Genomic DNA, 24825 nt, shown 5'->3' with positions numbered 1-24825 from the left:
AACCGGACAACGGGGCCCTGCCGACCCCCGGGCCGCCGACCGGCCGGCTCAGTCGTCGACGACCATCGACCCGCCCGGCACCCGGGCCGCCAGTTCCTTCCAGAACCCGGCCCGGATGGCGTAGCGGTCGTGCTCGTCGATCTGGTCGTCCTTGTGCGCCAGCAGCCCGAAGCGGGCGGCGTAGCGCAGCAGCTCGCCGTCCACCCGGTGCGGGATGCGCGGGTAGTCGGGCCAGAGCATGGTGAGTCTCTCGGTGTCGCCGACGCGGTCGCTCCAGCGGCGGGCGAAGACCTGTCCGACTTCGTGGGCGTCGCCGCCGATGGAGGTGATGTCCTCCTCGCGGTCGGCCCAGCGCTGCTCGGCGGTGGTGAGCTGGGCGAGTGTGGGCAGGCTGTCGCCGGCGGTGACGGCGGGCTCCGGGGCGGGCCGGTCCACCCAGCCGCGGTCGGAGGACCAGCGCAGCACCGGCCCGGCCTGCGCGACGGCCCCGTGCCCGTTGACCCCGTGCCCGTTCGCGGCGTGCCCGTTCGTGCCGTGGCCGGTGGCCCCGGGGCCGTTGGTCCCGTTCGCCGACGGGGTGATCGCGGTGACGGAGGAGGCCCTGCCGGCGAGGTCCTTCGGCGTCGGGACGACCTTGAGCGCGGCCGCGGCCGGCTGCGGCCGGCCGTCGGCGTCGGGGTCCGCTCCCGCCGAGGCCGCGGCGGGGGCCGCGGCGGCCGAGGCGGCGGCCACCGGACGGACCACCGGCGGCACCACGGTGGGCAGGACGGCGGGCGGTGCGGCGGGCGGGGCGGCGAGGATCTTGGCGATCTCCTGCCGGGCCCCCGGGGCCGGGAACATGCTGGAGTGCTCCCGCAGCGAGAAGGACCCCTCGATCCACTCCCGGTCCAGCACCCGCCGCTCGTCCGCCTCGCCGACCAGGTCCTCGGACTGGTTGAAGTCGCCGTCGGCGGCCTGCAGGGCCCACAGGTGGACGGCCACCCCGTGTTCCTTGGCGGTCATCATGCCGGGCAGCAGGTCCCCGTCACCGGTGATCAGCACGACGTCGGCGCAGGCCCGGTTGCGGGCGAGTTCGGAGAGTTCGGCGTGCATCGCGGCGTCCACGCCCTTCTGCACCCAGCGCCCCTCGGCCCGGGTGAGCGCGCCGAGCCGCACGGTGACCCGGGGCAGTACCCGCAGCCGCCGGTGCTCGGGCATCGGGCGCCGGTCGGGCGCGGCGTCGAACCAGTAGATCCGCAGCAGCGGCAGCCCGGTCTCGGCCTCGGCGCGCTCGCGCAGTGCGGTGATCAGGGCGGTGTGGTTCACCGTGACCTTGGACCGGGACGGATCCCCGGCGAGCAGGCTGGCGGCGGCGCCCAGCAGATATCCGGCGTCCACCAGGACGACACAGCGGTCCATCGCGCACCTCTTTTCGCTCGCCCTCGGAATCAGTCGGGTGGGTCGATTCGGGAATGGGCGGTCCTCCCGCCGTCCGGGCGTGCCGAGGTGAGGGGCCCCCGTCGTCGCCCGATCGTTGGGTCACCTTTTACCCCCGGTTCGCCCGCCGAACCTCGCCGGTTGTCCCGGCGCCGCAACAGCCGCCCCGGCGCGGAGCGAACAAAAGCGAGGGCGGGCCCCGTACAACGACGAGGCCCGCCCGAGGTCACGCGGCGGTGTTCCGACCGGTGGACGCCGGTGGTCCGGCCCGGGGGTCCGGCCCGGGGGTCCGGCCGCGCAGGACCGGAGGCGCTCAGCCCCTGAGCTCGGCGGCGACCAGCTCGGCCAGCTGGACGGCGTTCAGCGCGGCGCCCTTGCGCAGGTTGTCGTTCGAGACGAACAGCGACAGTCCGTTGTCCACCGTCTCGTCCACCCGGATGCGGCCGACGTAGCTCGGGTCCCGGCCGGCGGCCTGGAGCGGGGTGGGGATGTCGGACAGCTCGACGCCGGGGGCGCCGCTGAGCAGCTCGACGGCGCGCTCGGGGCTGATCGGGCGCTCGAAGCGGGCGTTGATCTGCAGCGAGTGGCCGGAGAACACCGGGACGCGCACGCAGGTGCCGGCGACCTTCAGCTCCGGGATGCCGAGGATCTTGCGGCTCTCGTGGCGGAGCTTCTGCTCCTCGTCGGTCTCGTTGGAGCCGTCGTCCACGACGGAGCCGGCCAGCGGCACCACGTTGAAGGCGATCGGCCGCTGGTAGACCTTGGGCTCCGGGAACTCGACGGCGCCGCCGTCGTGGGCGAGCGCGGCGGCGCCCAGCTCGACGACCTTGGCGGCCTGGTCCTGGAGCTCGGCGACGCCGGCCACGCCGCTGCCGGAGACGGCCTGGTAGGTGGAGACGACGAGCGCGGCCAGGCCGGCCTCCTCGTGCAGCGGGCGCAGCACGGGCATGGCGGCCATGGTGGTGCAGTTCGGGTTGGCGATGATGCCCTTGGGGCGGTCCGCGACGGCCTCCGGGTTGACCTCGGAGACGACCAGCGGGACCTCGGGGTCGCGGCGCCAGGCGGAGGAGTTGTCGATCACGACGGCACCGGCCGCGGCGACCTTGGGGGCCAGGGCCTTGGAGGTGGAGCCGCCGGCCGAGAAGATCACGATGTCCAGGCCGGTGTAGTCGGCCGTGGCCGCGTCCTCGACGGTGACCTCGGTGCCCTGCCAGGGCAGCGTGCGTCCGGCCGAGCGGGCCGAGGCGAACAGCCGCAGCTGCTCCACCGGGCCCAGTCCGCCTTCACGACCAGCGCGCTCCGCCAGGATCTCGCGGACCACGCCGCCGACCTGGCCGGTGGCACCGACAATGCCGATCTTCATCTCCGACTACTCCTCTGAATGGTGCTGTTCACAGCCGCACTCTGCCCATCATGCCTTGTCACGCGGGTGGGGCGGCCTGGTGTTCCACGGTGTGAGAGGCCGCCCGGACGACCCCTACTGGTCCAGACCACTGGCGAGGGCCAGCGCGGCGTCGACCTCCGCCCGCCCGGCCGGCAGCAGCGGCAGCCGCACGTCCGGGGTCGGGATGCGGCCCTGGGCGTGCAGCACGCCCTTGGTCACCGACGGGTTCGGCGCCGTGAAGGCGGACAGCGCCAGCCCGGTCAGCCGGTGCCCGAGCGCCCGCGCCCGCGCCACGTCCCCGGCCTGCCAGGCCTCGGCCAGCTCGACGAACCGGGCGGTCGCCAGGTGGGCGGAGGCGAGGATGCCGCCGGCCGCGCCCAGCGCCAGCATCGGCGAGAGGAACGCGTCCTCGCCGGTGAGGAAGGCGAATCCGGCGGGGGCGTCGGCGAGCAGCTCGGCGGCCGCCTGGTCCAACCCTCCGGTCGCGTACTTGACGCCCACCACGCCCTCGATCGCGGCGAGTTCGCGCAGCGCGGCGGTGGAGAGCTGCTGCCCGGTGCGGTACGGGATGTGGTAGACGATCAGCGGCAGCGGGCTGCTCGCGGCCAGTGCCCGGAAGTGCGCGACCGTCCCCGCCTCGCCGGCCCGGACGAAGGACGGCGTGGTGACCAGCGCCGCCGCCCGCGGCACCCGCGCGCCGAGCGCGGCCAGCGCCTCGCCGACGGCCCGGGTGTCGCCGCCGGAGGCTCCGACGGTCAGCTGCGCCCCGCGCGCGGCGCAGGCGGCCGCGGCGACGTCCACCACCGCGTCCCGCTCCTCGGCGGTCAGCGCGGCCGGCTCGCCGGTGGTGCCGAGCGCGACCAGCCCGGCCGCCCCGGCGTCCAGGACCTCGTGCGCCAGCTTCTCCAGCGCGTCGAGGGCGACGGAGCCGTCGGCGGCGAAGGGGGTGATCAGGGGGACGTGGATGCCCTTGAGTTCCATGTCCACGATCCTGCGGCCCGTCGATCGCCCAGGTCCAGTTCATATTTCCGACGCTTCTCGTAAGCTGAGCCGATGCTCGACTAGGCTGGCCCGATGCTGGACGTCCGACGCCTGCGCCTGCTGCGCGAACTCGCCCACCTCGGCACCATCGCGGCCGTCGCCGAGGCGCTCTCCTTCAGCCCTTCGGCGGTGTCCCAGCAGCTGTCCGTCCTGGAGAAGGAGGCGGGCGTCCCGCTGCTGGAGCGCACCGGGCGGCGGGTCACCCTCACCCCGGCCGGGCTGGGCCTCGTCCGGCACGCCGAGGCGGTGCTCGCCCTGCTGGAGGAGGCCGACGCCGAACTCGCCCACACCAAGCGGGGGTTGGCGGGCCCGCTGCGGATCGGCACCTACCCGTCGGCGGCCCGGGCGATCATCCCGGCGGTGCTCGCCGAACTGGCCGGCTGGCACCCGGGGCTGGAACCGATGGTCACCGAGGTGGACCCGGCGGCCGTCGGCGCGGCCCTGCGGGCGGGCGAGCTGGACGTGGCGCTGGTGCACGAGTACGACCTCGTCCCGGCCGACCCGGAGCCGGGCCTCGCGGTGACCCGCCCGGTCTTCACCGAGCCCATGTACCTGGCCGCCCGCACCCCGGGCACCGTCGCCGAGCAGCGCGGCGCCCCGTGGATCATGTCCCCGCCCGACACGCTCTGCCACACCATGGCCGTCCGGGCCTGCGAGGCGGCGGGCTTCGCGCCGCGCATCCGGCACCAGATCGACGACTTCACCACCGTGCTGGCCCTGGTCGCGGCCGGCCAGGGCGTCGCCCTGGTCCCCCACCTGGGCACGGCCGGCCTCCCGCCCGGGGTCGTCCTCACCCGCCTGCCGATGTACCGCCGCACCCGCGCCGCCTTCCGCGCCGGCGCCGGCTCCCACCCGGCCATCTCCGCCTTCGTCTCCGCCCTGCACACGGCCGTCCCGCCGGGCCTGGGCGGCGGCAGCTGAGCCGGAGCCCCCGGGAGTGGCTCCTCCCCGGACGCGAAAGGCCCGGGGCGCCCACCGCGACGGGTGCCCCGGGCCTTTCGCCTCCGCGCTAACCCGCCAGACAGCTCGGCCCGAGCAGCTGCTTCAGGTCCCCGAACAGCGCCGGGTCCGACTTCACCCGGTGCCGGTCCAGTCGCAGCACCGTGGTCTTGTTGCGGCCCTCCAGCCGCACCCGCACCTCGGTGGTGCCGCGGTGGCTGCCCAGCACCTCGCCGAGCCGGGCGACCAGCGGCGGGGTGACCTTCCCGCTCGGGATGTTGATGACGATCGGCGCCTCGGCGTGCGCGTTCGACAGGTCGGGGACGGACAGCTCCATCCCCATCAGCCGCGGCACGTCCTCCCGCTTGTCCAGCTTGCCGCGCACGAAGACGACGGCGTCCTCGACGAGCTGCGAGGAGACCAGCTGGTAGCTGGCCGGGAAGAACATGCAGTCGATCGAGCCCGCGAGGTCCTCGACGGTCGCGATGGCCCAGGCGTTGCCCTGCTTGGTCATCTTCCGCTGGAGGCCCGAGATGATGCCGCCGATGGTGATGATCGTCCCGTCCGGCCGCTCCGCGAGGTCCGCGACCGCGCAGTCCGCCTTGTCGGCGAGCACGTGCTCGATGCCGTGCAGCGGGTGCGAGGAGACGTACAGGCCGAGCATCTCCCGCTCCTGGGTGAGCAGGAAGGACTTCTCCCACTCCTCCTCGGAGAAGACGACGTCCAGGCCGAAGCTCGGCTCGTCGGCGGTGGCGTCGCCGCCGAAGAGGTCGAACTGCCCCTCGGCCTCCTTGCGCTTCACGCCGACGACGTTGTCGATCATCGGCTCGAACTGGGCGCTCAGGCCCTTGCGGGTGTGGCCGAGCGAGTCGAAGGCACCGGCCTTGATCAGCGATTCGACGGTCCGCTTGTTGCAGACCACCGACTCCACCTTGTCCAGGAAGTCGGGGAAGGACGCGAACTTCCCCTTCGCCTTCCGGGTCCGGATCATCGAATCGACCACCGGCCCGCCGACGTTGCGGATGGCGGTCAGGCCGAAGCGGACCAGGGTGTCACCGTGCGGGGTGAAGTCCGAGTCCGACTCGTTGACGTCCGGCGGCAGCACCTGGATGCCCATCTTGCGGCACTCGTTGAGGTAGACCGCGGACTTGTCCTTGTCGTCCTTGACGGAGGTGAGCAGGCCGGACATGTACTCGGCCGGGTAGTTGGCCTTGAGGTAGGCCGTCCAGTACGAGACCAGCCCGTAGCCGGCGGTGTGGGCCTTGTTGAACGCGTAGCCGGAGAAGGGGACGAGGACGTCCCACACGGCCTGGATGGCCGCGTCGGAGTAGCCGCGCTCGCGGCAGCCCTTCTGGAAGGGGACGAACTCCGCCTCCAGGATCTCCTTCTTCTTCTTGCCCATGGCCCGGCGCAGCAGGTCCGCCTGTCCGAGCGAGTAGCCGGCCAGGATCTGCGCGGCCTTCTGCACCTGCTCCTGGTAGACGATCAGGCCGTACGTCGGCCGGAGCACCTCCTCCAGGGGCTTCTCCAGCTCCGGGTGGATCGGGGTGATCTCCTGCTGGCCGTTCTTGCGCAGCGCGTAGTTGGTGTGGGAGTTGACGCCCATCGGGCCCGGACGGTACAGCGCCAGAACGGCGGAGATGTCCTCGAAGTTGTCGGGCTTCATCAGGCGCAGCAGCGAGCGCATCGGCCCGCCGTCGAGCTGGAAGACGCCGAGCGTGTCGCCGCGGGCGAGGAGTTCGTAGGTCGGCTTGTCGTCGAGCGGCAGCTTGAGCAGCTCGATCTTCTCGCCCTTGTTCTTCTCGATCGCCTTGACGGCGTCGTCCATGATCGTCAGGTTGCGCAGGCCGAGGAAGTCCATCTTGAGAAGGCCGAGGCCCTCACAGGTCGGATAGTCGAACTGCGTGATGGTGACGCCGTCGGTGTGCCGGGTCCAGACCGGGATGTGGTCGGTCAGCGGCTCGGCGGACATGATGACGCCGGCGGCGTGCACACCGGGCTGGCGGATCAGGCCCTCGATGCCGCGCGCGGTGTCGATGACCTTCCGGACGTCCGGGTCGGTCTCGTACAGCCCGCGGATCTCGCCGGCCTCGCTGTAGCGCGGGTGCGAGGAGTCGGTGATGCCGGAGAGCGGGATGCCCTTGCCCATGACGTCCGGCGGCATCGCCTTGGTGATCCGGTCGCCCATCGCGTACGGGTAGCCGAGGACGCGCGAGGAGTCCTTGATGGCGGCCTTCGCCTTGATGGTGCCGTACGTGACGATCATGGCGACCTTGTCGGATCCCCACTTCTCCGTCACGTAGCGGATCACGTCACCGCGCCGGCGCTCGTCGAAGTCGATGTCGACATCGGGCATGGAGATGCGCTCGGGGTTGAGGAAGCGCTCGAAGATCAGGCCGTGCGGGATGGGGTCGAGGTCGGTGATGCCCATCGCGTACGCGACCAGCGAGCCGGCCGCCGAACCACGGCCGGGACCCACCGCGATGCCCTGGCTCTTGGCCCACATGATGAAGTCGGCGACCACGAGGAAGTACGCCGGGAACCCCATCTGGATGATGGTGTCCATCTCGTACTCGGCGAGCTTCTTGTGCTCCTCGTCGTACCCGCCCGGGAAGCGCCAGTCCATCCCCTCCCAGACCTTGGACTTGAAGAAGTCCGCCTCGGACTCGAAGCCCTCCGGGATGGGGAAGCGGGGCATCAGGTTCTTGAACTTGAACATGCCCTCGGTGTCGACCCGGGAGGCGACGAGGAGCTGGCTGTTGCGGCAGCCCTCCTGCCAGGCGTCCGAGGAGTCGAGGGCGTACATCTCGGCGGCGGACTTGATGTAGTAGCCGGTGCCGTCGAAGCGGAAGCGGTCCGGGTCGGAGAGGTTCTTGCCGGTCTGGACGCAGAGGAGGAGGTCGTGCGCGCCGGCGTCGGCCTCGGTGGTGTAGTGCGAGTCGTTGGTGACGACCGGGGGGATGTTGAGCTTCCTGCTGATCTCCAGCAGCCCGTCGCGGACCCGCTTCTCGATGTCGAGGCCGTGGTCCATCAGCTCCAGGAAGTAGTTCTCCTTGCCGAAGATGTCCTGGTAGTCGGCGGCGGACTTCAGCGCCTCGTCGACCTGGCCGAGGCGCAGCCGGGTCTGCACCTCGCCGGACGGGCAGCCGGTGGTGGCCATCAGGCCGCCGGACAGCTCCGCGATCAGCTCCTTGTCCATCCGGGGCCACTTCACCAGCCAGCCCTCGGCGTAGGAGCGCGAGGTCAGCTTGAAGAGGTTGTGCAGGCCCTCCTTGTTGCGGGCCCAGATGGTCTTGTGGGTGTACGCGCCGGACGCGGAGACGTCGTCCCGCTTCTGGTGCGGCTGGCCCCACAGGATGCGCTTGGTGTTGGAGCGGGACTCCGGGGCGACGTACGCCTCGATGCCGATGACGGGGGTGATGCCCGCGTCGGTCGCCTGCCGGTGGAACTCGGCGGCGCCGTACATGTTGCCGTGGTCGGTCATCGCCACGTGGGTCTGCCCGAGGCGCTCGACCTCCTTGAACATCTGCTTCAGCCGGGCGGCACCGTCCAGCATCGAGTACTCGGTGTGGACGTGCAGATGCGCGAACGGCTGATCGCTCAAGGCGGGGCCTCCGGAGGCTCTGGTGCTGGTCTGGTGGGCCGGCGAACGCGCAGGTCACGGGGGAAACGCCCCGGAAATGGGTGTGGCCCGGAACACCTCTCGGGGTCCGGACCACCACTCACGCGTTCACGCGTCCACTCTAGCCCCCCACCGCCGGGTTGCCCCTCCTCCGGGAAGGCCTACCGGGCGAGCCCGGCGAGTCGTTCCGCGGCCGCCTCACGGACCTCCGGCTCCTCCATCGGATCGTCCCGCAGGAGGGCCAGGCGCTCCCGCACGTCGGGCCGGTCGGGGGCGTGCTCGACGGCGAGGAGCCGGGCTCGCGGCTCGCAGTCCCACAGCGACTCGGTGTACGCCTCGGCCATGCCCGGGGCCCCCATCGCCGACAACGCCTCCAGGTAGTCGGCACGCTCGTACGAGTGCGGGGTGCAGAGCCAGAAGCGGCGCAGCAGGGAGACGGCACCGGCCGCCTCCGGCCCGAAGCGGGCGAGGCGGGCGAGACCGCGCGCGAGCTCGTCCGGCCCGCACCAGGACCGGTCCACCCACCGCCGCTCCAGCTCGGCGATCAAGGCCGGCACGTCCCCCTCGTCACCGTGAGCGGCCAGCACCGCGTAGCCGATCTCGGCCAGCCACGCCCGCTCCGAAGCCGCCCACTCCCGGGCCGCCGGCACGGCCTGCTCGGCCAGCCGCTCGACGGCCTTGCCCAGCAGCGGCAGCGGTCGGGTGCCGTCGGCGGAGCCGAGGCCGGGCACCAGCGGGATCAGCGCGGGCTCGGGCGGGCGGAGCGAGAGGGCCACGAGAGCGGAGGTCCTGGCTCCCTCCGGCGCCGCCGGATCGCGCAGCAGGGCCAGCAGGCCCGTACTGTCCCGCTCCGGGTACGGATCCGGCCGCCGCACCGGGCGACGCGCGGACGGCTCGTCCTCCTCCGGAACGAAGTCCGGCAGCGCCGCCCGGGCGTCCGCCGAGCCGGCGAGCACCAGCAGTTCCAGCACGCCGGTGGCCCGGTCCCGGGTGTCCTCGTCCTGGGCCGTCGCCATCTCGACCACGGGCCCGAGCGGGAGTTCCAGGTCCCGGATCAAGCGGGCGAGGTACAGGTGTCGGTCGTCCACCTGCGAGTCCCAGCGCCAGTCCCAGCGGATGCAGCCGTGGACGAGTTCGGCGACCGACATCCGGTCCTCGGCGGCTATCCGCGCGCCCTGGCCCCGGCCGCGCTGGAGGAGGCCGAGGAGGGTGGTCGGCGGCGCGTAGTGGTCGCTGTGCATGGGGTCCATCGTGCCGCAGCCCCCGGCGCGGGGCGTAGCTCGTTCAGGTGATGGCGGGCCGAGGCCCCTGCCCCGGCTTCCTCCGAGCACGTACAACTGTCCTGCATCTCGCCCGCAACGCGAAGGAATGACAGCCATGGCCCAGTTGGAGTCCGGCCTCTACACCATCCAGCACGGCGACGCCAGGATCGGCCGAGCCCGTCACGAAGCCCTGGACCTCTCCCCCAAAGCCGTCTTCGCCGACACCGACGACCAGGACGCCGTCTGGGTCGTCGAGGCCCACCCCGACAACCGCTACCGGCTCTACGCGAAGGGCGCCCCGACGGCCGTGGAGGACCTCGGGCCCGCCGGCCCGCTGGTCTCCCTCCTCCTCGACCAGGGCGACGCCCCGGAGTGGGAGCTGATCCCCGTCGACGGCACCCCGAACACGTACCGGATCGCGTCCCCCCACGGTTCCTCGTGGACCGTCCTCGAACCCGGCAGGCGGAGCCCGATCGAGGTCATCCCCGTCCTCGAAGGCGCCACCGCCTTCACCTTCGAGAAGCTCGACGTCTGATCCCCCGAGCCGCGCCCCTCGCCCTCCCCGGGCGGGGGGCGTCACGTCGCCCCGGGCCGGCTGCGCGCCCGGGTGAGCCATCGGTACGCGAGAAGGACCGCGAGGCCCAGCAGGACCATGACCACCGACGCGACCACGGCGACCACGTCGAGCGCGTTCCGGCCCAGTGAGTTCCAGAAACCGATGCTCGAAGCGAGGGCGGCGGTGTCGGTGTGCCGGGGGTCGTACACCACCGTCACGGTGTCACGGGCCTTGACGCTGCCGGTGACGTAGGCGAGTCGGGTCTCGACGGACGCCCCCTCGGACGTCGTGAACCGCACCCGGCACTCGGAGTTGCCCGCCGGGTTGTCCTGCGGCCCGCTCACCTCCACGCACCCGGTGACGACCGCCGTGGCGTGGACGCCGCGGCTGCGCAGAGCCGACGTCACCCCCATGTCGTGCGGTATCAGATAGACCAGGCTGAGGACGAACAGCAGGACCCCCAGGCCGATCATCGCGAGCGAACCGTTCCGCACGGTCCGGCCGTGGTCCGGCGCGTTCTCCATCGGTCCCCCCGGTGTCAGCCCAGCTGCCCACGTGCGCTCACGCTAGCCGTACCCACCGACACCGGCCGTACCGTCGTGGGCCCCGATCGCGAGGCGGCCGGACGGTGGCCGGTGTGATCACAGCGCCGCGTCCAGGGGCCGGACCCGGCGGCGCACCAGCTCCTTGATCTCCTCCGGGAACGCCTCCACCGCCAACAGGCCCGGCAGCAGCTCCGGTTCGGTCGTCACCGCGCGGAACGACCGGGCCACCGTGACGTCGTGGTCCGGACGGTGCACCACCTCCACCGCGTCCCCGGCGCGCAGCTCGCCCGGTGCGACCACCCGCAGGTAGGCGCCCGGCAGGGCCGCCTCGGTGAAGCGCCGGATCCAGCCCTCCCTCGCCAGCCAGCCCTGGAAGGTGCCGCAGGGGATGCGCGCGCAGGACACCTCCAGGACGACGTCCGGGCCGACCCGCCAGCGCTCCCCGATCAGCGCGTCGTTCACGTCCAGGCCCGTGGTGGTCAGGTTCTCGCCGAAGGAGCCGTTGGCCAGTTCCCGGCCCAGCTCGGTCTGCCAGCCGTCCAGGTCCTCCCGGGCGTAGGCGTACACCGCCTGGTCGTCGCCGCCGTGGTGCTTCAGGTCGTACACCCGGTCCCCGGCCAGGGCGACCGCGCCCGTCCCCCGGGGGCCCGGTGCGGCCACCGCGACCGGGCCGTCCACCGGGCGCTTGTCGATGCCGGTGAGCCCGAGGTCCTTCTTCCACGGGTTCGGCCGGGGCCTGCCGACATTGACGGAGAGCAGTCGCGCCTGTGCGTCCATATGTCGACCGTACGCCGAACGGGCGCACCTGTACGGCCATCGGGGAGCTCTCCGCCCTGGTCCCGCCCGGGCCGGCGGCCGCGGCGGTGTGTCGAGTGGCGAGCCACGGTGCACGAGGAGATGGTGACCGGCAGAGACCCCTCACCAGAAAGGGCGATCATGCCCGAAGTCACCACCCCGTACGCGACCGGCACCCCGTGCTGGGTCGATCTGATGGCCAAGGACCAGCAGGCCGCGCTGGACTTCTACCGCGACCTCCTCGGCTGGCAGGGGCAGGCCGGCCCGGCCGAGTTCGGCGGCTACGCCGTCTGCACCCTCAACGGCAAGGCCGCGGCCGGCATCGGCCCGGGGACGGCCCCCGAGGGGATGCCGGAGCCGCCGACCGTCTGGACCAGCTACCTGGCCTCCACCGACGCCCAGGCCACCCAGGACGCGATCGTCGCCGCCGGCGGCACCCTGATCGTCCCGGTCATGGACGTCGGCGACCTGGGCCGGATGCTGATCGCCGCCGACCCGCAGGGCGCGGTGTTCGGCGTCTGGCAGCCGGGCGAGTTCTTCGGCGCCCAGGTCGTCAACGAGGCCGGCGCGCTGACCTGGAACGAGCTGCACACCAGCGACATCCCGGCCGCCACCGCCTTCTACGGCGAGGCGTTCGGCATCGAGATCGAGCCGATGCCGGGAGTGGACTCGTACTGGGTACTGAACGTCGGCGGCCGGGCGGTGGGCGGCGCCACCCTGCTCGCCAACGACCCGCCCGGCACCCCGGCCCACTGGCTGACGTACTTCGCGGTCGACGACGTCGACTCCACCGTGGACGCCCTGGTCAAGAGCGGCGGCACCGTCCTCGCCCCGCCCTTCGACATGATGGCCGGCCGGATGACCGTCGTCACCGACCCGCAGGGCGCCCCCTTCGCCATGATCAAGCCCCAGCCGCTCTGACCCCGAGCCCGACCGTTCCGCCCGCCCGGACTCCCGCCCGGGCGGGCGAGGCCGTGTCCCGCGCAGCCGTCAGTCGTCCAGCTCCGCGAGGAAGTCCAGCGACGCCGCCCAGGCGCGCTCGGCCGCCTCCTCGTCGTAGTCCGGCAGCTCCGGGTCGGTGAACAGGTGCCCGGCGCCCCGGTAGCGGTGCACCTCCACCTCGGCCCCGGCCCGCCGCATCCGCAGGTACCAGGCGTTCAGCCAGTCCTCCGGCTCGAACGGGTCCGGCTCCGCGATGTGCAGCTGCACCGGGATCTCGGTGGCCGCGTCCTCCCGCAGGTCCGAGGTGCCGTGCAGGAGCAGCAGCCCGCGGGCCTTCTCGTCGGCCAGTGCCAGGTTCTGCGCCACCGCGCCGCCGAGCGAGAAGCCGGCGTACACCAGCCCGCCCTCGGACACCGGCGCGGCCGCGGTCACCGCCCGCCGCAGCAGCTCGTCACGGCCGCCGAGTTCCTCCTGGAACTCCTGCGCCTCCTCGACGGACTCGAAGGTCCGCCCGTCGAACAGGTCCGGCGTGTGCACGGTGTGCCCGGCGGCGCGCAGCCGCTCGGCGGCGGCGCGCACGGCGGGGCGCAGCCCGTAGGCGGAGTGGAAGAGGACGATCTGGGCCACGGTTCGGGTCCTTCACCAGCGAGGTCAGCTACCCACCCATGATCCCGCATGCCCCGGCGGTGCCCCACCGCACGCCTACGACACCACGTCCTTGCGCGCGAACCCCCGGAACGCCAGCGCCAGCAGCACCGCCGCGTACGAGAGCGACAGCGAGACGCCCTGCACCATGCCGCCCCATTCCAGCTGCGGCTGCAGGGCGTCCGCCCAGGAGTACTGCCAGTGCGCCGGCAGCCACTCCCGCAGGTCGCCCAGCGCGGTGACGGCGTCCAGCACCCCGGTGATGATCGAGGCGAACACCGCGCCGCCGACGGCGCCCAGGGGCGCGTCCGTCGCGGTGGAGAGCCAGAAGGCGAGCGCCGCGATCACGGTCTCGCTCAGGAGGACGAAGGCCACCGCGATGGCGATCCGGGGCAGCGCCTGCCCGGCCGGCAGGCTGACCCCGGCGGGCAGTTCGAGGTCCCCCCAGCCGTACGCGGCCGTGCCGACGACCAGCCCGATCGCGGGCAGCATCACCACCGCCACCGCCGAGAACGCCAGGCCGACGGCGAACTTGCGGGCCAGCAGCCGGGCCCGGGGCACCGGCGCGGCCAGCAGGTAGCGCAGCGAGGACCAGCTGGCCTCGGAGGCGACGGTGTCCCCGCAGAACAGCGCGACGGGGATGACCAGCATGAAGCCGGTGCCGACGAACAGCATGGTGACCGCGAAGTTGGCCCCCGAGGCGGTGGCCAGCTCGATGAAACTGGTCCGGCCCGGACGGCCCGGGGTGCCGCCGATCTGGAACGCGGCCAGGAGGACGAACGGCATGGCGGCCAGCACCCCGCCGATCACCATCGTGCGGCGCCGGCGCAGCTGCCGCATGGCCTCCACCCGCAGCGGCAGCGTCCGGCTCGCCCGGTACCCCTCGGCGTGGTCCCTCGACTCGGCGCGGTCCATCGACTCGGCGTGGTTCCTCGACTCGGCGCGGTCCTCGGCACGGTCCATCGACTCGGCACGGTCCTTCGGCTCGGTGTGGTCCTTCGGGGCGACGCTCACGCTCCACCTCCGATCAACGACAGGAACGCGTCCTCCAGGCGGCGCTGCGGCCCGGCGCTCTCCACCGGTACCTCCAGCCGCACCAGTTCGGCCAGCAGCTCGCTGGCCGCCAGTCCGTCCAGGCGCACCAGCAGGCCGCCGTCGACGGCCTCCACCGAGCCGACCCCGGCGAGCGCGGCGACCTTCTCGACCACCGGCACCGGGTCGTACGGGCCGGCGATGCCGATCATCAGCAGCTCGCCGGCGCCCACGATGTCCCCGACCGGGCCGGCCGTGACCAGCCGCCCGCGGTCCATCACCACCAGGTCCGTACAGCTCTGCTCGACCTCGGACAGCAGGTGGCTCGACACGATCACGGTCCGCCCGCCGGCCGCGTAGCGGATCATCACCTCGCGCATCTCACGGATCTGCGGCGGGTCCAGCCCGTTGGTCGGCTCGTCCAGGATCAGCAGGTCCGGCATCCCGAGCATCGCCTGCGCGATCGCCAGCCGCTGCCGCATGCCCTGCGAGTACGTCCGCACCGCGCGGTCCAGCGCCTCGCCGAGCCCGGCGATGGCCAGCGCCTCGTCGAAGCGGGCGTCGGCCTCCGGCCGTCCGGTCGCCTGCCAGTACAGCCGCAGGTTGGCCCGCCCGGTGAGGTGCGGCAGGAAGCCCGCGCCCTCCACGAACGCCCCGACCCGCGAGAGCACGGGCGCGCCGGGCCGCACCAGGTGACCGAAGATCCGGATCTCCCCGGCGTCCGGCCGGATGAGTCCCATCAGCATCCGCAGCGTGGTGGTCTTGCCGGCACCGTTCGGCCCGAGCAGGCCGAGCACCTGTCCCTGCTCCACCCGGAAGCCCAGTTCCCGTACGGCGTAGCGGTCCTGGGCGCCCTTGTAGCGCTTGCTCAGCCCGCTGATCCGCAGCGGCACCGCGGCCAGCTCCGGGTCGAAGGCGGGCCCGGCGGCCCGGCGGCGGCGCAGCCGCGGCGCCAGCACCAGGGCCGCGGCCACCAGGACGGCGATCACCGGCAGCAGCCAGGTGCGCGAGGGCAGCGGGGCCGCCTCGGTGACCAGTTCGGCGACGGTCGGCGCGGTGAGCGCCCCGGCCGGTGCCACCCGGTAGGTGGCCGGCTCGACCGGCGAGGCGTAGGCGAGGTCGGTGGCGGCCAGCACCAGTCGCACCCGGTGCCCGGCGGGGAAGGTGTGGTCCACGGTCGGCAGCGCGACCGTGACGGTCTGCCCGGCGTCCGCGCCGGTGACCCGCAGCGGGGCGGCGAGCTGCTGCGGCAGCACCGCCTTGCCGTCCGGCCCGACGTCGTACAGCTTCGCGAACAGGACCGCGCCCGGCCGGTCCGCCGTCACCCGCACCGGCACGGTCGGCTGCCCGGTCAGGTGCAGCGGCGAGTCCAGCGGCGCCGAGTCGAAGGCGGCGTTCTGCCCGGGGAAGTCCAGTGAGAGCCCGGCGCCCAGCGAGGCCGCCTGGCTGAGCGCGCCGACGCCCGGCAGGGTCGAGATCCCGGGCGGCGCGCCGCCGGGAGGGTTGGCGAGGGTCTGCTCGCCGCCCGTCAGCTCGACGGTCCGCGAGCCGGTTCCGCCCAGCCCCGGGTACCGGTCGGCGGTGGCTCCGCGCAGCACGGCCTGGAAGCCGGTCGAGTCGACCCCGCCGGTGCGGGTGACCCGGAAGGCGGCGCCGGTGTCGTTGCCGTCCCCCTTCAGGTAGTGGTCGAACCAGGCGGTCACCCGGTCGTCGACCCGGGCGCTGGTGTCCGTCCCGCCGTCGTGGCCGCCGGCGAACCAGTCCACCGCGACCGGCGCGCCGTTGGCGGCCACCGCCTTGGCGATGCGGTCGCCCTGGTCCAGCGGGAACAGCGAGTCCTGCTGCCCCTGCACCACCAGCGTGGGCGCCTTGAGCTGCGCCGCCACCGAGGACGGGCTGGAGCGCTCCAGCAGCGCGACGGCCTCCGGATCGGCGTGCCCGGCGGTGGCGACCCGGTCGTACATCCGGCAGAGCGAGTCCAGGAACCGCCCGCAGCCGACCGGCCCGTCCGCGGTCGGCTTCGGCCCGCCGCCCTCCCGCGGCGCCCCGCCGGAGGGCCCGAGGTCCCCGGCCGAGCCGGTGGTGAAGAAGATCCCGGCCCACAGCTTCTTGAACACGCCGTCCGCCGCGCCCGAGCCCTGGACGCCCTGCGGGAACAGCGCGTCGGCCAGGTTCCACCAGGTGATCTGGGTGGCGACGGCGTCGATCCGGGGGTCGTACGCGGAGGCCAGCAGCGAGACCGCCCCGCCGTACGAGGCGCCGGTGATGCCGACCTTCGGGTCGCCGGCGGCGTCCAGCTGGACCTCGGGCCGCTGGGCCAGCCAGTCCACCAGGTGCTTGACGTCCTCGACCTCGCGGTCCGGCGCGTTCAGCCCGATCCTGCCGCCCGAGTGGCCGAAGCCGCGCGCCGACCAGGTCAGTACCGCGTACCCCTGCCGGGCCAGCTGTTCGGCGCGCTCGCGCTCGCCCTCCTTGGAACCGCCGAAGCCGTGCGCCAGGAGCACCGCCGGGCGCGGACCGCCGCCGGTGGTGAAGAAGGAGGTGTCCAGCTGGACCTGCTGGGTGCTGCCGGGCGTCTCCGGCATGCTGAGGAAACGGTCCTCCTGGTGGACCGCCCGCTCACCGCCGGACGCCACCGTCGCGGTGCCGGCCGCGGCCACCGCCACCAGGGCCACCGCCCCGGCCAGCAGCCCGCGTCCGACCGTTGTTCCCCGGGCGCGCCAGCGACGCCATGCCCCACCGAACTCCATGGGCGCTGATCGTATCCGCCGTCCGGGTAGGTGTCCGATAAAGCCGCCACACCATTTCGCCCGGTTCGCCCCACCGTGCCCGAGTATCGTACGGCGCATGCCCTGGCCGCTGATCTCACTGCTCGCCACCGTCGCCGCCACCCTGGCGATCGGCTGGATCGTCGACCAGGCCCTCCAGCGGATCGCCGCCCGCAACCCCTCGGCCCCGGTCTGGCCGCTGCTGCGCCGCTGCCGGATCCCGCTCCAGCTCTCCGTCGTGTCGGCCCTGCTGCTCGCGGCCAGACCGCTCCAGCGGATCTTCCACCTGAAGGGCGACGCCGGCGCCCAGCACCTGCTCCTGCTGTTCCTGCTCGCCTCGCTGGGCTGGCTCACCGTCCGCGTGGTGGCCGCCCTCCTGGAGGCGCTGCTCAGCCGCTACGAGAGCCGCGTCGACGACCCGGCCCGGGTCCAGCGGGCGCGCACCCAGATCGGCATGCTGCGCCGGGTGGCCGGCGCGCTGATCGTCGTGGTCACGGTGGCCGTGATGCTGCTGACCTTCTCCGCCATGCGCACCGTCGGCGCCAGCCTGCTCGCCTCGGCGGGCGTCATCGGCATCGTGGCCGGCATCGCCGCCCAGAGCACCCTGGGCAACTTCTTCGCCGGCCTCCAGATCGCCTTCAGCGACACCGTCCGGATCGGCGACACCGTGGTGGTGGACGGCCAGCAGGGCACCGTCGAGGAGATCACCCTCACCTACCTGGTGGTCCGGCTCTGGGACTACCGCCGGCTGGTCGTCCCGGTCTCGTACTTCGTCAACAAGCCCTTCGAGAACTGGACCCGCCGCGACCCCGGCCTGCTCGCCGCCGTGCTGCTCCACCTCGACCACACCACCCCGATGGAGGAGCTGCGCGCCGTCCTGCGCGCCCGCCTGGACCGGCACCCGCTGTGGGACGGCGACGAGTGGGCCCTGCACGTCACCGACACCACGCCCAGCACCATCGTCGTCCGCGCCACCATGACGGCCCGCACCCCGGACGACGCCGCCCGGCTCCGCTTCGACATCCGCGAACAGCTCATCGCCCACCTGCGCGACGAGCACCCCCACGCCCTCCCCCGCCTGCGCACCACCGAAGGCTGAGCCGCGCCCGCGACCGCGCCGGAAACAAGAGTTCCCCGCACCCCGACCGGGGCACGGGGAACCGCGCGAAGCGAAGGGCGACCAGCGGGAACCCGCCCCCGGAGGTGCGGCGCCGTCCGCCCGGAACGCCTACAGCTACAGCATCCGCGTCATCGTCCGGTGCGGGATGCCCGCGGAGTCGTACACGGGCCCCTCGGCCACGTACCCCAGCCGCTCGTAGAACCCGAGCGCCCGCACCTGCGCGTGCAGCTCGACCTCCACCGCGCCGCGCTCGGCCCCCGCGGCCTCGACCGCCCGTACGAGCACCGCCCCGAGGCCCGTCCCCCGGGCCGCCGCGACGACCGCGAGCCGCCCGAGCAGCACGCGCCCCTCGACACCGCCGGTGAGCTCGCGCGCCTGCTCCCCGAAGATCAGCCGCGCCGTCCCCAGCGCGGCCCCGTCGGCCCCGAGGGCCAGCAGGTGCACCGAGGTCGCGTCGTACTCGTCGTACTCCAGCTCCTCCGGCACGTTCTGCTCGACGACGAAGACCTCGCGCCGGACGGCCCGCACGAGCTCCAGGTCCGCCTCCCCCTCGGCGATCCGGACGGTGGCAGCCGCCACCTCAGCTCTCCGCCGCGATGATGTCCAGCGACTTCCTGAGGTCCCCCGGGTACTCGCTGGAGAACTCGACCCACTGCCCGTCCGCCGGGTGCTCGAAGCCGAGCGACACCGCGTGCAGCCACTGCCGGGTCAGGCCCAGCCGCTTGGCCAGCGTCGGGTCGGCGCCGTACGTCAGGTCGCCCACGCAGGGGTGCCGCAGCGCGGACATGTGGACGCGGATCTGGTGGGTGCGCCCGGTCTCCAGCTTGATCGCCAGCAGCGACGCGGCCCGGTACGCCTCGATCAGGTCGTAGTGGGTGACGGACGGCTTGCCGTCCCGGGTGACGGCCCACTTCCAGTCCGAGCTGGGGTGCCGGCCGATCGGCGCGTCCACCGTCCCGCTCATCGGGTCCGGGTGGCCCTGCACCAGGGTGTGGTAGCGCTTCTCGGTGATCCGGTCGTGGAACTGCCGCTTGAGGTCGGTGTAGGCGCGCTCGGACTTGGCGACCACCATCAGCCCGGAGGTGCCGACGTCCAGCCGGTGCACGATGCCCTGGCGCTCGGCGGCGCCCGAGGTGGAGATCCGGTACCCGGCCGCGGCCAGCCCGCCGATCACGGTGGGGCCGGTCCAGCCCGGGCTGGGGTGCGCGGCGACGCCGACCGGCTTGTCGACCAGCACGATGTCCTCGTCGTCGTGGACGATGCGCATGCCCTCGACCGCCTCGGCGACGATCCGCACGGGCGCGGCCGGGGCCGGGATCTCGACCTCCAGCCAGGAGCCGGCGGTCACCCGGTCCGACTTGCCGGCCGCGGCGCCGTCGAGCGTCACCTTGCCGTCGGCGGCCAGCTCGGCGGCCTTGGTCCGGGAGAAGCCGAACATCCGGGCCAGGGCGGCGTCGAGGCGCTCGCCCTCCAGGCCGTCGGGAACGGGGAGGCTGCGGATCTGCGCTGCGGTACTCACCCGTACGAGTATGCCGGAAACGCGGCCCTCCCCCGCCCGCCGGTGGCCGGGGCTACTTCTCCGCCTGCTCCGTCTTCTCCGCCTTGTCGGCCTGCTGGTGGAGCGTCCCGTCCGGGTTGCTGCCCCGGAAGGAGAGCAGCACCACCAGGATTCCGCCGCAGACGATCGCCGAGTCCGCGAGGTTGAAGACCGCGAAGTGCTGGACGGAGATGAAGTCCACCACATGCCCGCGGAAGACGCCGGGGGCGCGGAACAGCCGGTCGGTGAGGTTGCCGAGCGCCCCGCCGAGCAGCAGCCCGAGCGCGATCGCCCAGGGCAGGCTGTACAGGCGGCGCGCGATCCGCCAGATCACCACGATGACGGCGGAGGCGATCATCGTGAAGACGACGGTCAGCGCCTGCCCCATCCCGAAGGCCGCGCCCGAGTTGCGGATCACCTGGAAGGTGACCACGTCCCCGATCACCTTGATCGCCGCGTGGTTCTCCAGCCGGGCGACCACCAGCAGCTTGCTGCCCAGGTCGATCAGGAAGGCGAGCACCGCCACGACCAGCAGCACCCCGACCCGGCGCCGCCCCTTGGGCTTCTCGGTCCCCGCGTCGTCCACGGACGCCCCGGTCGGCTCCGCCACGGGCACCTCCACGGCATCGGCGGGGGACGGGACGGCGTCGTCCCGGGTCTGGGGGGAACCTTGCGTGCTGATGATCCGCTCCGCTGCCGATGGAGCTCCCCCGGTCCGCAGGAGGGGGAGGGTGGTGGGCCGGTGACAGCCTGCCCGCGTTCACGAACGCGTCAGGCGACGTTACTCGGGCGACATTACGGGGTCGAGCGTACGGCAAGCCCGACCCCGCGCGTCGCTCCGGTCGCCCGGTTCAGCGGCGTTCCTGCTTGGCCTTGCACTGCACGCAGAGCGTCGCCCTGGGGAAGGCCTGCATCCGGGCCTTGCCGATGGCCTGCCCGCAGGACTCGCAGGTGCCGAAGCCGACGCCCTCCAGTCGATCCAGCGCGCGCTCGGTCTGGGCCAGGCTGTCCCGCGCGTTGTTGGCCAGCGCCAGCTCGCTCTCCCGCGAGATGTTCTTCGTACCGGCGTCCACCTGGTCGTCGCCGGCTCCGTCGTTGGAGTCGCGCATCAGGCCGGAGATGGCCGCCTCGGCGGCGCCGATCTCGGTCCGGAGCCGGTCCAGGTCGCTGATCAGCTCGTCGTGCAGCTCGTGGACCTCCTCGGCGGTCCACGGGTCCTCGCCGGGCCGGACCGGCAGCGTGGCCGGGTCCACCGACTCGGCGCCTCTCGGCGCGGTGACGGTGTCGGTGCTGCTCTTCGGTGCGGTAGTGGTCACGGGCCCCTCCCCTGGGTCGACCGCCACGGCCTTGCGTGCCCGCTTGGTGGCGGTGCCCGCGCCGGTTCCCTTCTCAGCCATGGCTTTCGACCCCATCTACGAACGAATCGAGCCGCCGGTTCCCGGCGGCTTCCAGTGCCGGAACGATAATCCCGATCAAAACCGGTCACAACATGACATACCGACGCCTCATAACGTTCCCACCCAGGCAGCCGTCCCAACCGTCACGCCCCGTGCGCTCAGAGATTTGTGCCCAGATCGACTCCGGCTAACCTCCCTCGGCGAACGCCCCCGGAACGCTCCCGGAGCGCCCCCGGAGTGCTCCGGACCACCCACCGGGAAACGGTTTGGACAAACCGCCGCACCCGGCCGATACACTGGCGGGGCAAGGCGCAGATGGGACGAGTACCGACGTACGCAGCCACCAGCGACCCGGGGACGGTGCGAGCCCGGGGGTGTGCACGACGGGAAGATCACCCCGGAGCCGCCGGAAGAACGGCCGCCGCGATGCCGCGGTGGCCCACTAGACCCGGCAGCAAGCCCAAACAAGAGGGCCGCGAACGAAGCACCGCGGCCAAGGAGGGTGGTACCGCGGGACGGCCGGGCCGTCTCGTCCCTCCGGAGGATCCAGTCCCGCATCCACCGGAGGTAGACGCCGCGATGGCCAGCTCCTACAACCCCGTCCCCGCGCAGGTGGATCTGCCTGCCCTGGAGCACCAGATCCTGTCCTTCTGGCAGGACAACAAGATCTTCCAGCGCAGCCTGGAGCAGTCCGAGGGCCGCCCCGAGTGGGTGTTCTACGAGGGCCCGCCCACCGCCAACGGCATGCCCGGCGCCCACCACATCGAGGCCCGCGTCTTCAAGGACGTCTTCCCGCGCTTCCGGACCATGAAGGGCTACCACGTCGCCCGCAAGGCCGGCTGGGACTGCCACGGCCTGCCGGTCGAGCTCGCCGTCGAGAAGGAGCTGGGCTTCTCCGGCAAGCAGGACATCGAGGCGTACGGCATCGCCGAGTTCAACGCCAAGTGCCGCGACTCGGTGACCCGCCACACCGACGCCTTCGCCGAGCTGACCACCCGCATGGGCTACTGGGTCGACCTCGACGAGGCCTACCGCACGATGGACCCGTCGTACGTCCAGTCCGTGTGGTGGTCGCTCCAGCAGATCTTCGACAAGGGCCTGCTGGTCCAGGACCACCGGGTCGCCCCCTGGTGCCCGCGCTGCGGCACCGGCCTGTCGGACCACGAGCTGGCCCAGGGCTACGAGACCGTGGTCGACCCCTCGGTCTTCGTCCGCTTCCCGCTCACCAGCGGCCCGCTGGCCGGCCGGGCCGCCCTGCTGGTGTGGACCACCACCCCGTGGACCCTGGTCTCCAACACCGCCGCCGCCGTCCACCCGGAGGTCACCTACGTGGTGGCCACCGACGGCGAGGAGCAGCTGGTCGTCGCCGAGCCGCTGGTCGCCAAGGCGCTCGGCGAGGGCTGGGAGACCACCGGCGAGTCCTTCACCGGCGCCGAGATGGAGCGCTGGGCCTACCGCCGCCCCTTCGACCTGGTCGAGATCGAGAACGCCCACTACGTCCTCAACGCCGACTACGTCACCACCGAGGACGGCACCGGCATCGTCCACCAGTCCCCCGCCTTCGGCGCGGACGACCTCGCGACCTGCCGCAAGTACGGCCTGCCGGTGGTCAACCCGGTGCTCGGCGACGGCACCTTCGCCCCCGAGGTCCCGCTGGTCGGCGGCCAGTTCTTCAAGAAGGCCGACGAGGCCCTGGTCGCGGACCTCAAGGAGCGCGGCCTGCTCTTCCGTCACCTGCCGTACGAGCACAGCTACCCGCACTGCTGGCGCTGCCACACCGCGCTGCTCTACTACGCGCAGCCGTCGTGGTACATCCGGACCACCGCCGTCAAGGACGCGATGATCCGCGAGAACGAGGCCACCAACTGGTTCCCGGACACGGTCAAGCACGGCCGCTTCGGCGACTGGCTGAACAACAACATCGACTGGGCGCTCAGCCGCAACCGCTACTGGGGCACCCCGCTGCCGATCTGGCGCTGCGAGGAGGGCCACCTCACCTGCGTCGGCTCGCTGGCCGAGCTGTCCGAGCTCACCGGCACCGACCAGAGCGGCCTCGACCCGCACCGCCCGTACATCGACGCGGTGACCTTCGCCTGCCGCGACTGCGGCGGCACCGCCACCCGCGTGCCCGAGGTCATCGACGCCTGGTACGACTCGGGCTCGATGCCCTTCGCCCAGTACGGCTACCCGTACCAGAACAAGGAGCTGTTCGAGAAGCGCTACCCGGCGCAGTTCATCTCCGAGGCGATCGACCAGACCCGCGGCTGGTTCTACACGCTGATGGCGGTCGGAACCCTGGTGTTCGACAGGAACAGCTACGAGAACGTCGTCTGCCTGGGCCACATCCTGGCCGAGGACGGCCGCAAGATGTCCAAGCACCTGGGCAACATCCTCCAGCCGATCCCGCTGATGGACCAGCACGGCGCCGACGCCGTCCGCTGGTTCATGGCGGCCGGCGGCTCGCCCTGGTCGGCCCGCCGGGTCGGCCACGGCACCATCCAGGAGGTGGTCCGCAAGACCCTCCTCACCTACTGGAACACCGTCGCCTTCCAGGCCCTGTACGCCCGCACCTCGAACTGGGCGCCGTCGGCGAACGACCCGGCCCCGGCCGACCGCCCGCAGCTGGACCGCTGGGTGCTCTCCGAGCTGAACACCCTGGTCCGCGAGGTCGACGCGGCCTACGAGGCGTACGACACCCAGCGCGCCGGCAAGCTGCTGTCGGGCTTCGTCGACGACCTGTCCAACTGGTACGTCCGCCGCGGCCGCCGCCGCTTCTGGCAGGGCGACGCCGCCGCGCTCGCCACGCTGCACGAGGCGCTGGAGACGGTCACCCGCCTGATGGCCCCGCTCACCCCGTTCATCACCGAGCGGGTCTGGCAGGACCTGGTCGTCCCGGTCGCCCCGGAGGCCCCGGCCTCGGTGCACCTGGCCACCTGGCCGGAGGCCGACGAGTCGCTGATCGACACCGAGCTCTCCCGGCACATGGCGCTGGTCCGCCGCCTGGTCGAGCTGGGCCGGGCCACCCGCGCCGAGTCCGGCGTGAAGACCCGTCAGCCGCTCTCGCGCGCGCTGGTCGCCGCCCAGGGCTGGGAGGAGCTGCCGGCCGACCTGCGCGCGCAGATCGCCGAGGAGCTCAACGTCTCCACCCTGGAGTCGCTGGCGGAGGTCGGCGGTTCGCTGGTCGACACCAGCGCCAAGGCCAACTTCCGCGCGCTGGGCAAGCGTTTCGGCAAGGGCGTCCAGGACGTCGCCAAGGCGGTCGCCGCCACCGACGCCGCCCGCCTGGCCGCCGAACTGCGCGCCTCGGGCACCACCTCCGTCGAACTGAACGGTGAACCGATCACCCTCTCCCCCGACGAGGTGATCATCACCGAGACCCCGCGCGAGGGCTGGGCCGTCGCCAACGAGTCCGGCGCCACCGTCGCCCTCGACCTGGCCATCACCCCGGAGCTCAAGCGGCTCGGCATCGCCCGCGACGCCATCCGCCAGATCCAGGAGGCCCGCAAGAACTCCGGCCTGGACGTCGCCGACCGCATCGTCCTGCGCTGGCGCGCCACCTCGGAGGAGACCGCCGAAGCCATCGCCGAACACGGCCCCCTCGTCGCCGAGGAGGTCCTCGCCACCGACTTCGCCGCCGGCGCGGCCGACTGGGACTCCGAGACCTTCGCCGACGACTCCCTCGGCCTCGCCTTCCAGCTCCGCAAGGCCTGACCCGCACCACCCCCGAACCGCCGCCCGGCTCCCCCCCCGGCGGCCGTTCCGCCTTTGCCCCCCCCCCCCCCCCCCCCCCCCCCCCCCCCCAACACCCACACACCCAAAGGCAC

General features: G+C 72.9%; 19 protein-coding genes. 5 read left to right on the top strand and 14 right to left on the bottom strand.

The features are described from left to right. Window positions 1–48: 48 nt before the first annotated feature. The 3 genes from ACFVHV_RS31590 to ACFVHV_RS31580 all read right to left on the bottom strand — a co-directional run bounded on the left by ACFVHV_RS31590 (window position 49) and on the right by ACFVHV_RS31580 (window position 3781). The gene (locus ACFVHV_RS31590; protein WP_359908321.1) at window positions 49–1398 is read right to left on the bottom strand and encodes an NYN domain-containing protein; all 1350 of its coding nucleotides are present in this window, start codon (window positions 1396–1398) and stop codon (window positions 49–51) included. Window positions 1399–1729: 331 nt separating this feature from the next. Then, the gene (locus tag ACFVHV_RS31585) at window positions 1730–2779 is read right to left on the bottom strand and encodes an aspartate-semialdehyde dehydrogenase (protein ID WP_359908324.1); all 1050 of its coding nucleotides are present in this window, start codon (window positions 2777–2779) and stop codon (window positions 1730–1732) included. 114 nt (window positions 2780–2893) lie between these two features. Further along, on the bottom strand, window positions 2894–3781 hold the full coding sequence (locus ACFVHV_RS31580) for a dihydrodipicolinate synthase family protein (protein WP_359908327.1): 888 nt from the start codon (window positions 3779–3781) through the stop codon (window positions 2894–2896). Window positions 3782–3874: 93 nt separating this feature from the next. Between ACFVHV_RS31580 and ACFVHV_RS31575 the strand changes: the two genes are divergently transcribed. After that, the gene (locus ACFVHV_RS31575; RefSeq protein ID WP_380355611.1) at window positions 3875–4762 is read left to right on the top strand and encodes a LysR family transcriptional regulator; all 888 of its coding nucleotides are present in this window, start codon (window positions 3875–3877) and stop codon (window positions 4760–4762) included. Between the two features lie 88 nt (window positions 4763–4850). On the opposite strand, the gene dnaE is transcribed toward ACFVHV_RS31575, so the two are convergent. Further along, the gene (gene dnaE, locus ACFVHV_RS31570; protein WP_359908333.1) at window positions 4851–8384 is read right to left on the bottom strand and encodes a DNA polymerase III subunit alpha; all 3534 of its coding nucleotides are present in this window, start codon (window positions 8382–8384) and stop codon (window positions 4851–4853) included. A 179-nt stretch (window positions 8385–8563) separates the two neighbouring features. Further along, window positions 8564–9643, bottom strand: a complete 1080-nt coding sequence (locus ACFVHV_RS31565) for a hypothetical protein (protein ID WP_380355608.1) — start codon at window positions 9641–9643, stop codon at window positions 8564–8566. Window positions 9644–9779: 136 nt separating this feature from the next. On the opposite strand from ACFVHV_RS31565, the gene ACFVHV_RS31560 reads away from it, so the two are divergent. Continuing rightward, the gene (locus tag ACFVHV_RS31560; RefSeq protein WP_359908338.1) at window positions 9780–10199 is read left to right on the top strand and encodes an I66 family serine proteinase inhibitor; all 420 of its coding nucleotides are present in this window, start codon (window positions 9780–9782) and stop codon (window positions 10197–10199) included. A gap of 41 nt (window positions 10200–10240) precedes the next feature. Here ACFVHV_RS31560 and ACFVHV_RS31555 read toward each other — a convergent pair whose 3' ends face one another. Together ACFVHV_RS31555 and ACFVHV_RS31550 are read right to left on the bottom strand one after the other, a co-directional pair. After that, window positions 10241–10744 (bottom strand): DUF3592 domain-containing protein, encoded by a 504-nt coding sequence (locus ACFVHV_RS31555; RefSeq protein ID WP_359908341.1) that lies wholly within the window; start codon window positions 10742–10744, stop codon window positions 10241–10243. A gap of 117 nt (window positions 10745–10861) precedes the next feature. Beyond that, window positions 10862–11542 (bottom strand): MOSC domain-containing protein, encoded by a 681-nt coding sequence (locus ACFVHV_RS31550; RefSeq protein ID WP_359908344.1) that lies wholly within the window; start codon window positions 11540–11542, stop codon window positions 10862–10864. A gap of 159 nt (window positions 11543–11701) precedes the next feature. On the opposite strand from ACFVHV_RS31550, the gene ACFVHV_RS31545 reads away from it, so the two are divergent. Next, entirely contained in the window at window positions 11702–12481 is a 780-nt protein-coding gene (locus ACFVHV_RS31545; RefSeq protein ID WP_359908346.1) for a VOC family protein, read from the top strand. A 69-nt stretch (window positions 12482–12550) separates the two neighbouring features. Here the strand turns inward: ACFVHV_RS31545 and ACFVHV_RS31540 are convergent, their stop codons facing one another. The 3 genes from ACFVHV_RS31540 to ACFVHV_RS31530 all read right to left on the bottom strand — a co-directional run bounded on the left by ACFVHV_RS31540 (window position 12551) and on the right by ACFVHV_RS31530 (window position 16929). Further along, complete coding sequence (locus ACFVHV_RS31540) at window positions 12551–13129, bottom strand: dienelactone hydrolase family protein (RefSeq protein WP_359908348.1); 579 nt, start codon at window positions 13127–13129, stop codon at window positions 12551–12553. 75 nt (window positions 13130–13204) lie between these two features. Then, complete coding sequence (locus ACFVHV_RS31535) at window positions 13205–14062, bottom strand: ABC transporter permease (protein WP_359908379.1); 858 nt, start codon at window positions 14060–14062, stop codon at window positions 13205–13207. A gap of 95 nt (window positions 14063–14157) precedes the next feature. Beyond that, window positions 14158–16929, bottom strand: coding sequence for an alpha/beta fold hydrolase (locus ACFVHV_RS31530; RefSeq protein WP_380355601.1), 2772 nt, complete (start codon window positions 16927–16929; stop codon window positions 14158–14160). A gap of 97 nt (window positions 16930–17026) precedes the next feature. On the opposite strand from ACFVHV_RS31530, the gene ACFVHV_RS31525 reads away from it, so the two are divergent. Further along, entirely contained in the window at window positions 17027–18046 is a 1020-nt protein-coding gene (locus ACFVHV_RS31525; RefSeq protein ID WP_380355598.1) for a mechanosensitive ion channel family protein, read from the top strand. Between the two features lie 135 nt (window positions 18047–18181). On the opposite strand, the gene ACFVHV_RS31520 is transcribed toward ACFVHV_RS31525, so the two are convergent. The 4 genes from ACFVHV_RS31520 to ACFVHV_RS31505 form a co-directional block, all read right to left on the bottom strand. Beyond that, a complete protein-coding gene (locus tag ACFVHV_RS31520) occupies window positions 18182–18646 on the bottom strand; it encodes a GNAT family N-acetyltransferase (RefSeq protein WP_359908356.1) in 465 nt (154 codons plus the stop codon). Window position 18647: 1 nt separating this feature from the next. Continuing rightward, window positions 18648–19586: an RluA family pseudouridine synthase gene (locus ACFVHV_RS31515; RefSeq protein ID WP_380355594.1), complete on the bottom strand. Its 939-nt coding sequence runs from the start codon at window positions 19584–19586 to the stop codon at window positions 18648–18650. A gap of 52 nt (window positions 19587–19638) precedes the next feature. Next, a complete protein-coding gene (lspA, locus tag ACFVHV_RS31510; protein WP_380355635.1) occupies window positions 19639–20289 on the bottom strand; it encodes a signal peptidase II in 651 nt (216 codons plus the stop codon). A gap of 166 nt (window positions 20290–20455) precedes the next feature. Further along, window positions 20456–20920 (bottom strand): TraR/DksA family transcriptional regulator, encoded by a 465-nt coding sequence (locus ACFVHV_RS31505; protein ID WP_359908365.1) that lies wholly within the window; start codon window positions 20918–20920, stop codon window positions 20456–20458. A 660-nt stretch (window positions 20921–21580) separates the two neighbouring features. On the opposite strand from ACFVHV_RS31505, the gene ileS reads away from it, so the two are divergent. Next, window positions 21581–24712, top strand: coding sequence for an isoleucine--tRNA ligase (gene ileS / locus ACFVHV_RS31500; RefSeq protein ID WP_359908368.1), 3132 nt, complete (start codon window positions 21581–21583; stop codon window positions 24710–24712). Window positions 24713–24825: the final 113 nt, after the last annotated feature.

Origin of the sequence: Kitasatospora sp. NPDC127116, from assembly GCF_042677365.1 — a bacterium.
GTDB classification, from domain to species: Bacteria; Actinomycetota; Actinomycetes; order Streptomycetales; family Streptomycetaceae; genus Kitasatospora; species Kitasatospora lactacystinica.
Note: the sequence above shows the minus strand (reverse complement) of the source record. Positions and strands in the feature narration are given on the sequence as shown.

What these genes read in the sequence shown, in the direction of transcription:
- ACFVHV_RS31590 (WP_359908321.1), bottom strand. Translation starts at nt 1,398, where the DNA reads ATGGACCGCTGTGTCGTCCTGGTGGACGCCGGATATCTGCTGGGCGCC.
- ACFVHV_RS31585 (WP_359908324.1), bottom strand. Translation starts at nt 2,779, where the DNA reads ATGAAGATCGGCATTGTCGGTGCCACCGGCCAGGTCGGCGGCGTGGTC.
- ACFVHV_RS31580 (WP_359908327.1), bottom strand. Translation starts at nt 3,781, where the DNA reads ATGGAACTCAAGGGCATCCACGTCCCCCTGATCACCCCCTTCGCCGCC.
- ACFVHV_RS31575 (WP_380355611.1), top strand. Translation starts at nt 3,875, where the DNA reads ATGCTGGACGTCCGACGCCTGCGCCTGCTGCGCGAACTCGCCCACCTC.
- ACFVHV_RS31565 (WP_380355608.1), bottom strand. Translation starts at nt 9,643, where the DNA reads ATGCACAGCGACCACTACGCGCCGCCGACCACCCTCCTCGGCCTCCTC.
- ACFVHV_RS31560 (WP_359908338.1), top strand. Translation starts at nt 9,780, where the DNA reads ATGGCCCAGTTGGAGTCCGGCCTCTACACCATCCAGCACGGCGACGCC.
- ACFVHV_RS31555 (WP_359908341.1), bottom strand. Translation starts at nt 10,744, where the DNA reads ATGGAGAACGCGCCGGACCACGGCCGGACCGTGCGGAACGGTTCGCTC.
- ACFVHV_RS31550 (WP_359908344.1), bottom strand. Translation starts at nt 11,542, where the DNA reads ATGGACGCACAGGCGCGACTGCTCTCCGTCAATGTCGGCAGGCCCCGG.
- ACFVHV_RS31545 (WP_359908346.1), top strand. Translation starts at nt 11,702, where the DNA reads ATGCCCGAAGTCACCACCCCGTACGCGACCGGCACCCCGTGCTGGGTC.
- ACFVHV_RS31535 (WP_359908379.1), bottom strand. Translation starts at nt 14,062, where the DNA reads ATGGACCGCGCCGAGTCGAGGGACCACGCCGAGGGGTACCGGGCGAGC.
- ACFVHV_RS31530 (WP_380355601.1), bottom strand. Translation starts at nt 16,929, where the DNA reads ATGGAGTTCGGTGGGGCATGGCGTCGCTGGCGCGCCCGGGGAACAACG.
- ACFVHV_RS31525 (WP_380355598.1), top strand. Translation starts at nt 17,027, where the DNA reads ATGCCCTGGCCGCTGATCTCACTGCTCGCCACCGTCGCCGCCACCCTG.
- ileS (WP_359908368.1), top strand. Translation starts at nt 21,581, where the DNA reads ATGGCCAGCTCCTACAACCCCGTCCCCGCGCAGGTGGATCTGCCTGCC.